The organism is Streptomyces sp. NPDC057950 (assembly GCF_042887295.1).
Lineage (GTDB): Bacteria > Actinomycetota > Actinomycetes > Streptomycetales > Streptomycetaceae > Streptomyces > Streptomyces kaempferi.
Genome location: NZ_JBHVPP010000026.1, coordinates 1 through 13064 on the forward strand (window position 1 = coordinate 1; position 13064 = coordinate 13064).

7 protein-coding genes are annotated in these 13064 nt (G+C 71.7%); 2 read left to right on the forward strand and 5 right to left on the reverse strand.

The window, feature by feature from the left end; genetic code table 11:
• Window positions 1-450: 450 nt before the first annotated feature.
• Both fusA and ACFVTC_RS34960 read right to left on the reverse strand, forming a co-directional pair.
• Window positions 451-2562, reverse strand: a complete 2112-nt coding sequence (gene fusA / locus ACFVTC_RS34955) for an elongation factor G (protein ID WP_390132768.1) — start codon at window positions 2560-2562, stop codon at window positions 451-453.
• A gap of 507 nt (window positions 2563-3069) precedes the next feature.
• Window positions 3070-3813, reverse strand: coding sequence for an alpha/beta hydrolase (locus tag ACFVTC_RS34960; protein ID WP_390132536.1), 744 nt, complete (start codon window positions 3811-3813; stop codon window positions 3070-3072).
• Window positions 3814-4095: 282 nt separating this feature from the next.
• Here ACFVTC_RS34960 and ligA point away from each other — a divergent pair, with 282 nt between their 5' ends.
• On the forward strand, window positions 4096-6210 hold the full coding sequence (gene ligA, locus ACFVTC_RS34965; protein WP_390132538.1) for an NAD-dependent DNA ligase LigA: 2115 nt from the start codon (window positions 4096-4098) through the stop codon (window positions 6208-6210).
• Window positions 6211-6675: 465 nt separating this feature from the next.
• Here ligA and ACFVTC_RS34970 read toward each other — a convergent pair whose 3' ends face one another.
• Both ACFVTC_RS34970 and ACFVTC_RS34975 read right to left on the reverse strand, forming a co-directional pair.
• Window positions 6676-7917, reverse strand: a complete 1242-nt coding sequence (locus ACFVTC_RS34970; RefSeq protein ID WP_390132540.1) for an NAD(P)/FAD-dependent oxidoreductase — start codon at window positions 7915-7917, stop codon at window positions 6676-6678.
• Window positions 7918-8155: 238 nt separating this feature from the next.
• Entirely contained in the window at window positions 8156-8503 is a 348-nt protein-coding gene (locus ACFVTC_RS34975) for a PRC-barrel domain containing protein (RefSeq protein WP_168532607.1), read from the reverse strand.
• A gap of 271 nt (window positions 8504-8774) precedes the next feature.
• On the opposite strand from ACFVTC_RS34975, the gene ACFVTC_RS34980 reads away from it, so the two are divergent.
• The gene (locus tag ACFVTC_RS34980) at window positions 8775-9881 is read left to right on the forward strand and encodes a PP2C family protein-serine/threonine phosphatase (RefSeq protein WP_390132542.1); all 1107 of its coding nucleotides are present in this window, start codon (window positions 8775-8777) and stop codon (window positions 9879-9881) included.
• A gap of 95 nt (window positions 9882-9976) precedes the next feature.
• Here the strand turns inward: ACFVTC_RS34980 and ACFVTC_RS34985 are convergent, their stop codons facing one another.
• On the reverse strand, window positions 9977-12247 hold the full coding sequence (locus ACFVTC_RS34985; RefSeq protein WP_390132544.1) for a M4 family metallopeptidase: 2271 nt from the start codon (window positions 12245-12247) through the stop codon (window positions 9977-9979).
• Window positions 12248-13064: the final 817 nt, after the last annotated feature.

Genomic DNA, 13064 nt, shown 5'->3' on the forward strand with positions numbered 1-13064 from the left:
CACCGGAATTCCGGTGGGGGAAACGGCCCCCGGCATGACGCGTTTCCGGGCTTCCCGGACTCGGGCCCCGTGAGGTCGCCCCACCACATGACGCGGCCCCGCCCACAGTCGGGGGGTGACTGCGGGCGGGACCGTCGGGCTCGAAGTTGCCAGGGGGGTGGGCTTCCTCGAGCTGCCTGTGGTTGCGTGTGCCCCGGCCGGGACGAAGCATGCACGGCACATCCGGCGTGTACCGAGATCCGCGTTCCCGCCTTCCCGCCGTCCCCTGTTCCTTGGTCCCTGTTCTCCGTTCTCCCCCGTTCCCCGTTCCCCGTTTCCGGGGTGATCCCGTCACCGGTCCCGCCCGGGTAGGGGCGGGACCGGCCCGGGGGTGGGCCGAACCGGAACGCGGGTCACCGGCCGGGGCGCGGGCGGATCCGCGTACAGGTCACCCGTCCGGTGGCCCTTGGGTCACCGGGTCGGTGTCCCGTGGGACGCCGTGCTCGGCGCCGGGGCATAACCGGCGGGCCGGGTGGCGAAGACGCCGCGGCCCCGGGTCCGGCTGCGCAGCCGCGTCGCGTAGCCGAACAGTTCGGCCAGCGGCACGACGGCACTGATCACCACGGCACCCGCACGCGTGACGGAGCCCGAGACCTGCCCGCGGCGTGCCGCGAGGTCGCCGAGCACCCCGCCGACGGCCTCGTCGGGCACGGTGACCGTGAGGTCGACCACCGGTTCCAGGAGCACCATCGCGCAGGCCCGCAACGCCTCCCGCAACGCGAGCCGGCCGGCCGTGCGGAACGCCATCTCCGAGGAGTCCTTCGGATGGGTCGCTCCATCGGTCAGGACGACCCGAACCCCGGTCACCGGATTGCCACCGAGCGGCCCTTCGGCCAGCGCGTCCCGGCATCCGGCCTCCACCGCACGGACGTACTCCTGCGGTACCCGGCCGCCGACCACGGCCGAGCGGAACCCGAACCGTGTCGCACCGTCGTCCGACAGGTCGCCGACGGTGTCCCGGCCGGCCTCCATCGGCTCCACGTCGATGACGACATGGGCGAACTGGCCCGCGCCGCCGTCCTGTTTGACGTGCCGGTGGACGAGCCCGGACACCCCGCGGACGACGGTCTCCCGGTAGGACACCCTCGGCCTGCCGACACGGACGTCCAGCCCGTGCGCGCGCCGGATCTTCTCCACGGCCACCTCCAGATGCAGTTCTCCCATGCCCGACAGCACCGTCTGACCGGTCTCGGGGTCGGTGCGGACGACCAGCGAGGGATCCTCCTCGGCCAGTCGCGCCAACGCCGACACCAGGCGGTCCGCTTCGGTGTTCCCCCCGGCCTCGACCGCCACGGAGACGACCGGTTCGGCGACGGCCGGCGGCTCGAGCACCAAGGGGGCCCCGGGTGCGGACAGCGTCGACCCGGCGCGGGCCGACTTCAGCCCGGCCACCGCGACGATGTCACCGGCGACCGCCCGTTCCAGCGGGGCGTGGCGGTCGGCCTGGACCCGCAGGATCCGGCCGATCCGCTCGACGCGCCGCGCGCCCGACTCCCACACCGTCTCTCCCTTCCCGATCGTTCCCGAATAGACGCGCAGGTACGTCAGCCGCCCCGTGCCGGTGGCGTTCACCTTGAACACCAGGGCCGCGAACGGCGCCCGCGGATCGGCGGCCCGTTCCTGTTCCACGCCGTCCTGGGTGCCGCGTACCGCGGGCACGTCAAGCGGCGAGGGCAGGTAGGCGACGACCGCGTCCAGCAGCGGTTCGATGCCGCGATTGCGGTAGGCCGAACCGCACAGCACCACGACGCCGTCACCGGTCCGGGTCAGGTCGCGCAGCGCGGCGACCAGGGTCGGTGCGCAGACGCTCCCCTCGGCGCAGAACTCCTCCAGGGCGGCCGGATGGAGCTCCGCCACCGCTTCCTCCAGGAGCCGTCGACGGCGGTCCGCCTCAGCACGCAGTTCCTCCGGCACCGGACCTTCCTCGGCCGTGTCGAGGCCCTCGGTCCAGACGAGCGACCGCATGCGCGGCAGGTCCACCACACCGGTGAAGCCGGACTCCGTACCGATCGGCAACTGAACGACGAGCGGCGCCGGATGCAGCCGCCGCCGGATCGACTCGACCGCCGAGTCGAGGTCGGCACCCGTACGGTCCAGCTTGTTGACGAAGGCGATCCTCGGCACGCCGTACCGGTCCGCCTGCCGCCACACCGACTCGCTCTGCGGCTCCACTCCGGCGACCGCGTCGAACACCGCGACGGCCCCGTCGAGGACACGCAGCGAACGCGCCACCTCGTCGGAGAAGTCGACGTGACCCGGGGTGTCGATCAGGTTGATGCGGTGGCCGTCCCAGGCACAACTGACGGCCGCGGCGAAGATGGTGATGCCACGGTCGCGCTCCTGCGGGTCGAAGTCGGTGACGGTCGTGCCGTCATGGACCTCACCGCGCTTGTGCGTGGTCCCGGTGACGTACAGGATCCGCTCGGTGAGGGTGGTCTTGCCGGCGTCGACGTGGGCGAGGATGCCCAGGTTGCGGACGGCGGTGGGTGGATTCTCGGGATGACGGTGCAGGTCGGTGCGCACGGCCACGGCCTTTCGGGACGATCCGGAACGGAGCGGCGCGATTGCCGGACGAAGCGGCCCGTGATCGGACCGGAGTTGGACCCCTGGCAGGGTGGAGCGACGGCACCCGCGCATCTGGGCGTACGGGGCCGGCCGACCCGACAACGGACGGGCAGAGGTCAGAAGTTCGTCGCGGACGACCGGTGCGGGCCGCGCGGCCGGCACCGGTTCCACGTAGACACGAGGATCACCTCGTACCGCGCGGGGGCAACCACGACAGCGATGCGGTGACGCACGGCCCGGCTCCCCTCGGTTGGTGACGGCGCGCGCAGCTATGTCCCGCGGAGCCACCGGCCGGGCCGGCAGGAACGCCGTCGGCTGTGCAAGCGGCTCCGCTTCCGGTGCGCGATGTGTGGCGAGTGTAGGCAACCCGGAGGGGGCGGGTCACCGGGTTTTCTGCCGCCGCCCGGACCCCCGCCACATCACTGGTACTTCGCGCAGTTCACGACTCCCGTCCCGCGACCCGCGTCAGAGCACACCGGCCCCGGACGCCGACAGCGCGGTGGCCAGCAGCCCGTCGGCCGGACCTGGTGGCCCGCCGGACGTCAGCAGTTCGGCGACCGCCGCCCCCGTGGCCCGGTGCCAGGTTCCACACCGCCGGAGCATGGCGTGGTCACCGGCCTTCACCAGCAGGACGCCGGCGTGCGAACCGGCCTCCCGGGCACGGCGTACGAACGAGACGGACGCCTCTGGATCGGTGACCCGGTCCCGGTCGCCGTGGAGCACTATCACCTGCCGGTCCCGCAGTTGGGCCACCGGTTCGCCCTCCGGACACCAGGGGGCGAGCGCCACCACTCCCCTGACCTGAGGTGCGTCGGCGACGCGCAGTGCGGTACGGCCTCCCATGGAATGGCCCACGAGGATCACGGGCACCTCCCCGACGAGCCGGGTGAGCTCGGTCAGGGCCTGCCGGGCGTCCTGGACCGGGTCGGCCCGCGAACCGTTCCATCCCCGGTGGCGGTAGCGGACCCGGCCGAGGAACACCTCATCGTCCGGCACCGCCGCGGCGACGGCACGGGCGACGGGCCGCATCCGCAGCGCCGCCACGTGCCAGGGCCGTGAGGGCGCCAGGCCGTCGGCCCTGCCTCCGTGCAGGACGAGCACGGCCGCCCCGGCCGGACCCCCGTGCCTGAGCGGCACCAGGGCCGGACGGTCCCCGGTGGCCCGACGACCCGCAGCGCCCAAGGGCGTCCTCTGCGTACGGCTGTCCATCGCACCTCTTCCTGTGGCCCGGCTCCGCCGACGGGCACAGTGTCCCGTCGCCCACCCATCATCCGTCGCCGGGCACCGCGCGGATTGGTCACCCCCCGCGCGGACCGCCCGCCGTGCCCGAGGAAGGGGGCGTCGCGGCGAGGGTGCTCGCGCGGCGGTGCCCGAGGAAGGAGGCGTCGCGGGAACAGACACTCCGCAAGTACTCCGTAAACACTCCGTAAGCACTCCGCGGACGACGGTGGCGGGAGGGCGTTGTCAGTGGTGGCGTGCAGGATGGCGGGTATGACAACACCAGCTGCAGTGATCGTGGACGCCGTCGCCTACGCGCAGGCGGTCGAGGACGCGGTGCGGGCGTCGGCCGCCTACTACACGGGCGGCACGTCGGTACTGGACGACGACGCCTACGACCGGCTGGTGCGCGGTATCGCGGCGTGGGAGGCGGAGCACCCCGAGGAGGTGCTGCCCGACTCGCCGACGGGCAAGGTCGCCGGCGGCGCCGTGGAGGGCGATGTGCCGCACACGGTGGCGATGCTGAGCCTGGACAACGTCTTCTCGGCCGAGGAGTTCAGCGCGTGGACCGCGTCACTGGCCCGCCGGATCGGCCACGACGCCACCCGCTTCAGTGTGGAGCCGAAGCTCGACGGACTCGCGATCGCCGCCCGCTACACCCGCGGCCGTCTGGAGAGACTCGTCACCCGGGGCGACGGGACGGCCGGGGAGGACGTCTCGCACGCCATCGGCACCGTCGAAGGTCTGCCGCGGCAGCTCACCGAGCCGGTCACGGTGGAGATACGCGGTGAAGTCCTGATGTCCACCGCCCAGTTCGAGTACGCCAACGAGGTGCGCACCCGGCACGGCGGCCAGCCGTTCGCGAACCCGCGCAACGCCGCGGCGGGCACCCTGCGCGCCAAGGACCGCGCCTACACCGTGCCGATGAGCTTCTTCGCGTACGGCCTGCTGCCGCTGCCCGACACGGACAGCGCCCTCGCGGAGAGTCTGGCCGAGCTGGCGCACAGCGACCTCATGGCACGGACCGGCGCGTACGGGGTGAGCACCACCGCCACCACCGCCGTGCCCGGCATCACCGCCGACACCACCGAGGAGGTGCTGGCGCGCGTCAAGGAGATCGCGGCGCTGCGAGCCGAGCTGCCCTTCGGGATCGACGGAATCGTGATCAAAGCCGACCTGGCCGCCGACCAGCGGGCCGCCGGATCGGGTTCGCGTGCCCCGCGCTGGGCCATCGCCTACAAGCTGCCCGCGGTCGAGAAGATCACCCGGCTGCTGGGGGTGGAGTGGAACGTGGGCCGCACCGGCATCATCGCCCCGCGCGCCGTCCTGGAGCCGGTCGAGATCGACGGTTCCACCATCACCTACGCCACGCTCCACAATCCGGCGGACATCACCCGCCGCGATCTGCGCCTGGGCGACCACGTCATGGTGCACCGCGCGGGTGACGTCATCCCCCGTGTCGAAGCCCCGGTCGCCCATCTGCGCACCGGCGACGAGGAGCCGATCGTCTTCCCCGAGGCATGCCCGCGGTGCGGGTCCGCCATCGACACCGGCGAGCAGCGCTGGCGCTGTGCGAACGGCCGCAACTGCCACTTGGTCGCCGCCCTCTCCTACGCCGCCGGACGCGACCAGCTCGACATCGAGGGCCTCGGGTCCACCCGTGTCGTCCAGCTCGTCGAGGCCGGTCTGGTCGCCGACCTCGCCGATCTGTTCGCCCTCAACCGCGAACAGCTCCTGGGGTTGGAGCGGATGGGTGAGACCAGCACGGACAATCTCCTCGCCGCGATCGCGGCGGCCAAGGGACAGCCGTTGTCACGGGTGTTGTGCGCGCTCGGCGTCCGTGGCACCGGACGCTCCATGTCCCGTCGTATCGCGCGGTACTTCGCCACCATGGATCTCATCCGGGCCGCCGACGCCGAGACGCTGCAACGGGTCGAGGGCATCGGCACCGAGAAGGCCCCGTCCATCGTCGCCGAGCTGGCCGAACTGGCCCCGCTCATCGACAGACTCACGGCCGCCGGGGTCAACATGACCGAACCGGGCGCCATTCCGCCGGTCCCCACGACCGCCGCCGGCGACGCCACCGCCACCAACGCGGACGCGGCAGCCGACGGGGAGGGCGGGGCGGCGGCAGGCGGCCCACTGGCCGGGATGACGGTCGTCGTCACCGGCGCGATGACCGGTGCCCTCGAGAAGCTCAGCCGCAATCAGATGAACGAGCTCATCGAACGCGCCGGTGGCCGCTCCTCCTCCAGCGTCTCGAAGAAGACCGCCCTGGTCGTCGCGGGGGCCAACGCCGGGTCCAAGCGTGCCAAGGCCGAGGACCTCGGCATTCGACTGGCCGCCCCCGAGGAGTTCGCCACGCTCGTCGCCGACTTCCTCGGCTGAGGACGCCGCGTCCGCGGATGTTCCGCACCTCACAGCGGTGACGGGGACGCCCCGGGAACAACCCGTGGCGGCCGACCGTTGGCCGGTATGTGGCTGCGGAGGGGACAGTGTCCCCGGGCCCTACCCGAAGCCCATGGGGACGATCGTCCGGCTGAAGCCCCATGGTGCCCTCCGCCGAGAGGCGACCGCCCTCCGCCGGCCACACCTCACGCGGCCCCGGCTGGTCTCCCCCGTCCAGTCGGGGCTCCCCCATGCGAACCGGAGCCCTCCCATGGGAATGCCCTGGTTCTCCCGTGCGAAGCCGCGGCGCCGTGGCCTGCCGCACCACTACGACGTCAGGTCCCGCGCCATCACCACGCCAGGTCCCGCGCCCTCACCACGCCAGGTCCCGCGCCATCACGACGTCAGATCCCGCGCCATCACCACGCCAGGTCCCGCGCCATCACCACGCCAGGTCCCGCGCCCTCACCACGCCAGGTCCCGCGCCACCGCGCGGGCCGCGCGTGCGCCCGAGGCCAGTGCTCCCTGGACGGACCCGGTGGCCCGGTGGTCGCCGCACACGTAGCGGCCCGGAGCGAACCGGGCGGTGCGGCTCAACGGCTGCGGTGGCGGCATCGCGGGCAGCGCGTCGGGGACGGTGCGAGCGCTCAGGAACTGCCAGTCGCCCGCGTCTGTGGCGTACACCTCGGAGAGCGCCCGGCGCACCTCGTTCTCGCGGCCCTCGCGGTCGTCGCCGAGCACGGACGTGGCGATCAGCGCGCTCCCGGCGGGGGCGTAGCCGGGCACAACTTCGCTCAGGACGCAGGTGTTGAGGAATCTTCCACGCACGTCCGTCAGGAGGGTGGGTTCGCTCAGCGGGGAGTGCGCCGCGGCGTGGTAGTACGTCGTCACCACCCGGTAGGCGGGTACCTCGAGCCCGGGCAGCAGCGCGGCCGCCGGACCCGGGCCGGTCGCCACCACCACCGCTCGCGCGGGCAGTTCGCCGCCCGCGGCCAGGGCGACCCCGGTGTCCGTGAGCCGGGCCACCGGGGTGTCGAGGTTCACGGCCTCCGGTGGCAGCGCGGCGGCGAGCAACCGCGGCACCGCCCCGATGCCCTCGGACGGCAGGCACAGGGTGCCGCGCAACATGCTGCGCCAGATCAGGTGGAAGACCCTGCTGGAGGTCTCCAGTTCGTCCTCCAGGAAGACCCCGGAGAGGAACGGCCGGAAGAACCTCTCGACGAACTCCTCGGAGAATCCGGCATCCGCCAGCGCGGTGCGCGTCGTGCGGTCGTCGCCGCGGGTCCGCGAACGGACCGGAGCGGCCATGTCGCGGGCCGACAGGACGCCCAGGGCGAGCAGGTCCCGGCTCCCCACGAACCGCCCCGGGCGCAGATCGCCGAGCCGGTGCGGTTTCCGGGTCGGGTCGCCGAAGCGCAGTACACCGTCGTCGGTGTGTACGAGGAAGCCGGGGGTGAAGGGCCGCAGCCGCAGGTCACGCAGCGGAAGACGACGCCGGACCTGTGGATAGGAGGTGTTGAACACCTGGAATCCGCGGTCGAGCACGAACCCCTCGTGGCGGTCCGACCGCATGCGTCCGCCGACGCCGTCCGACGCCTCCAGGACACGGACACCGAACCCGGCGCTGACGAGGTCGTGGGCGCAGGCCAGACCGGCGAGGCCGGCCCCGACCACCAGCACATCGGGCACACCGCGGGTGGCGGCCATGAGGCTCTCCTTCGCTGAGCGGCTCCGTCGGGCGCGGGGCGTCCGGACCCACGGCCCGGGTGGCACGCCTCCGCGCTCTCCTGAACCGGTCTACCCGTCGCACCGCCCGCCCGGATGCGGAAAGGCGTGGATCACTCCTTCGCCGGGTCGACCGGGGCACTCCGTGACGACGCGGACGCCGGTACCGCCCCCGGGGAGGGGGCGGCACCGGCGCACGAGTGTCCGCGGGGAGGCGGTGTCAGTGACCGGACCCGTAGTGTCCACCCAGCTGGTCGCGGTAGTGGGGGTCGCCGAGGTGCTTCTCCTTGTCGAACTCCGGCGCAGACTTGATCTCGTCCTTGGTCCGGGAGACGTGGACGGTCTTGTCCTCGTGACTGATCGCGGTGATCGTCCCGGCCGGCAGCAGAACCTCCTTGCCGAAGATCCAGATGCCGGTGTCGACGACGATGTACTGAGAACCGACCTCATCGGAGTGCTTGTCGACCTTGCCGATGTGGCCGTCGCTCGCGTCCACCCGGTACCCGGTCAGATCGGCGTCCGGGGTGTGACCGGCGGTAGGAGCGTAGGCCCACAGGTTCTCGTTCACGAAGAAGTCCTTCCACTTGTCTGTGTGCGGGTCCGCGTTCTCCGCGAGTCCCCGTTCTCCGCGGGTCCGCGTTCGGTGCGGGTGCGCGTTCGAAGGACCGGGTGTCCTCTTCTCCGGCTCCGACACGTGTTCCGCGGGAGGCAATTCCCGGCAGGAAATTCCGAATTTCAACCACCGCTCCGGAGACTTTCTCCGTTCGGCCCCATGAAATGGCCACCGTAATGCGCACGGGCGCCGGACGTAGGAGCGTGGTGGAGGAGGGAGGAGTGCTATGGGCGCGGCCGTCCCACTACTACGGGAGAAGAAGGAGCGTGGCTGGCTGCGCGGAGCACCGCCCCCGCGTTGGGTGCGGGTGCTGCCGCCGGTTCTGCTGGTGGTGGTCTGCGGCACGGAACTGGCCAGCAAGCGACCGGTGGACATCGGATTCCTGCTGGGCGTAGTCCCGTCCCTGGCCGTGCTCTCCTACGGGCCCCTGGTGACCGCGGTCTACGGCGCCATCGTCGTCGCCCTGCTGGTCGTTCCGGCGCTCCAGCTCAACCATCCGGGCAACACCGACCTGCTGACCATCGTGTTCATCGCGGCGCTCAGCGTGGTCCTGTCCCTGGTGCGCAGCCGTCGCGACGCCGACCTGGTCACGGTGCGCACCGTCGCGGAGGCGGCCCAGCTCGCCGTGCTGGCGCCGCTTCCCGAGTCCGTCGGACCCGTGCGATGCGTGGGCCTGTACCGCGCGGCGCAACGCGAGACCCTGGTCGGCGGTGACTTCTTCGACGTACGGGACGGGCCCTACGGCGTACGAGCCGTGATGGGTGACGTCCAGGGGCACGGTCTGTCGGCCGTCGGAACGGTCGCCTCGCTCCTGGGGGCGTTCCGCGAGTCGGTGCTCGACCAGCGCGACCTGACCTCGGCGGCGGGCCGCCTCGACCGCCGGCTGATCGTCGACTCGGCACAGACCGAGCACGCCGAGTTGTTCGCCACCGCCCTGCTGCTGGAGTTCTCCGCCATCGCGGACAGCGTACGACTGACCTCGTGCGGGCACCCGCATCCGTATTTGCTGCGCGGTGGAAAGGCTGTCGAACTGGTCCTGGAACCCGGGGCTCCGCTCGGTCTGGGATTCTTCAAGCTCTCTCCGCCGCATGTCCGCACGGTCCTGCTCGAACCCGGCGACCGACTGTTCCTCGGGTCCGACGGTGTGACCGAGAGCAGGGACGCGACGGGGGCGTTCTATCCCCTGGCCGAGCGCCTGACCCTGTTCGCGCACGAGACGCCGTCCGACCTCACCACCCGCCTCTGGGAGGACCTCCTGCACTTCTGCGGCGCGGTGCGTGACGATGTCACGATGCTCGTCCTCACCCCCCGCACGGAGCACGTCACCGGCTAGACGGGCGGAACGGGCTCGCCCGCCCGGTCCGCGCGAGGCGGTCCGGACGGGCGAGTCGGGTCAGAGGGGACAGGACCGGGTCGGAGCGGCGGGCGTCAGGGCGTGAGCTGCCACTGCTGGATGTAGCCGACGTCGATCGCGGCGGTGTCCCGGACCCGGAGGATCCAGGTGCCGTCGACGGGCTGGGCGGACGCGTCGACCGTGAAGGTCTGGTCGACGTTGTCGGCGGAACCGCCGCTGTGGTTCAGCAGCGAATAGACGGTGCCGTTCGGGCCGACGAGATCGACGGTCAGGTCACCGCGGTAGGTGTGGACGATCTTGACATAGACCTGGGTGGTGGCCGAGGCGTTGCCGGTCCGGCCGGTGACGGTGATGGGCGACTCGACCGCGGGTCCGACGTCGGGGATGTCGACGCGTGTCCCGTTGACGTAGATGTTCGCGATCCGCCAGTCGAAGCCGGTCGAGACGGTGGCACCCGTGCTGTCGGTGACCGTGAGCGTGACGGTGCTGGTTCCGGTCGTGGTCGGGACGCCGGAGATCAGCCCGGTGTCGCTGATGGTCAGACCGTCCGGGAGGCCGGTGGCCTCGTACGTCAGACCGGCGCCGGAGTTGGTGGTGTAGGCGCTGGTCTGCAGGGACACCTGCTGGCCGACGCCACTGACCTGGTCGTCGATCGGGGAGACGTTGACGCCGAGCGCTATCCGGTCGCCGACGTGGATCCCGGCCCAGGCGGCCGCGACGGCGAGGTAGGTGTCGCTGTAGGCGCCGAAGAGGTCGGCCGCGGCCTGCAGGGTCGCGACGCGGGCGCCGGCGTAGTTGGTGCTGGAGGTCATGTAGGTGCTGAGCGCCCGGTACCAGATCCGCTGGGCGTTCTCGATGCCGATGCCGGTCACGGGCACGCCGTCGAAGGTCGGGCTGTCGTACGAGACCCCGTTGACGGTCTTGGCGCCGCTGCCCTCGGACAGCAGGTAGAAGAAGTGGTTGGCCGGTCCCGAGGAGTAGTGGACGTCGACGCCGCCCAGCGAGGAGTCCCAGTAGTCGCGGGACGCCCCGTCCTTGGAGGGCTTGTCCATGTACCGCAGCGGGGTCCCGTTGCCGTTGATGTCGATCTTCTCGCCGACGAGGTAGTCGGGGACGTCGGAGGCCAGGTCGGCGTGGAACTCCACCGCCGCGGCGAAGATGTCCGAGGTGGCTTCGTTGAGGCCGCCGGACTCGCCCGAGTAGGTGAGGTTGGCGGTGGCGGCGGTGACGCCGTGGCTCATCTCGTGCGCGGCGACGTCGAGGGCGGTCAGCGGGTGGGCGTTGCTCGCGCCGTCCCCGTACGTCATGCAGAAGCAGGTGTCGGACCAGAAGGCGTTGACGTACCCGTTGCCGTAGTGCGCCCGGCTGTAGGCGGCCACCCCGTCGTTGCGGATGCCGTTGCGGCCGAAGACGTCCTTGTAGTAGTCCCAGGTGGCCGCGGCGCCGAAGGCGACGTCCACACCGGCCGTCTGCCGGTTGCTCTGGTTGCCGTCTCCCCAGACATCGTTGTCATCCGTGTACAGGGTGCCGGTGCCGGAGGTGCCCTGGTTCAGGTCGTAGGTACGGTGCCCCGCGCGGTCACCGTCGACCAGCTGGTACGTGGAGCCGGAGAGCGTGGAACCGACCGGCACCGTCCCGCTGTACTGGCCCGTGCCCGTACCGGTCCGTACGCCCTGATAGTCGAAGAGGGCCTTGCCCGAGGTGGCGTCGGTGATGACGTGGAGCTCGCTCGGGGTGCCGTCGTCCTGGGTGCCCTCGACCACGGACTCCCAGGCCAGCGCCGGCTCGGCTCCGGCGGCCCAGACGACGAGCCGGGGCGTGCCGTCGACCTTCGGACGTGTGGCGTCGGCCTTCTTGGCGACCGTCAGTGCCTTCCGGGCGGCCGTGGCCGACCCGACGCCGGCGGTGAGGGTGGGCACCTTGAGGGTGGCCTTGGTGGCCTCGGACAGGGTGCTACGGCCGTCCTTGGTGTGCACGACGAGGTCGCCGCCGAGGACCGGGAGGCCGGCGTAGGTGCGCTCGTAGCGGGTGTGCGTGGTGCCGTCGGCGTCCTTCGCGACGTCCTTGACGATCAGCTTCTCCTTGGAGCCGAGGTCGAGGATCCGCGCGGTGTCCCCGACCGCGGCGGTCGCGCTCTTCAGCAGGGAGGCGTGCTGGGCGGGAGACAGCTTCGCGGGGGCCGCACCGGCCCGGGGAGTGGCGACGATCTTCGCGTGACCGCTGCCGTGGGGCGCCGCGGACGCGATGCCGGCCTGGAATCCGGCGGCGAGCAGAGTGCTCGCGGTGGCGAGCGCCAACACCGCCGTGTATCTGCGGCGGTACGAGGAATGGCGTGGCCGTGACAAGGGCTTCTCCTTCTGGCGACGATCGGCCTGTGGTCGAGGCCGAGAGAGCGGGCCGGCTGGGTGGGCCGGCGGGCAACGCGCTGAGCAGGAAAGGGCGCTGCACGAGGTGACGCACGGAGGCGTGACCGAACTCGGCGGCGCGCGAGAGGTGGGGGGAGGTGAAGGAACGGTGAACGTTCATGAGCAGACTGGCATCACGGTCGACGCTTTGTCATGGCGATGCCAAATCTACGGCTGAAATTGACCATTGCCTGCTGGACATTCACCGCCGCCCAGGGCTCTTTTCGGCCGCCGCCGGACGCCTGACCGGCCTGCCACGCCCAGCGCCGGACCCGGTGAAGTCCGCGCACGGTGAAGCCAGTACGTGGTGAAGCCGGTACGTGGCAAAGCCCGTACTCGATGAAGCCGGTACGCGGTGAAGCCGGTACCTGGCGAAGCCCGTACTCGACGAAGCCGGTACGCGGTGAAGCCGGTACCTGGCGAAGCCCGTACTCGATGAAGCCGCTACGCGGTGAAGTCCGTACTCAGTGACGCGCCGTCGGCACCTTCGCGGCTCGACGCGTCCCGCCCCGTACCGCTTTCTCCATGGACTCCCCCCTCCACGGACTCCCCCGCACGCTCCGCCCACGCCATGGGTCGCGCCGATCACGGCGCGCGCCGCCCCTGTGGACGGCGATCCCGGACCACCACCCGCTGGTGGTCGAAGTCCCTGTGAAACCTGCCCGGCCCGTACGGCGGCTGTGTTCCACGATGCCGGCACGGACCCCGGCGCCGCGTCCCGTGAACCGGTCGGGCGGCGGCGGCACTCGGCACGTCC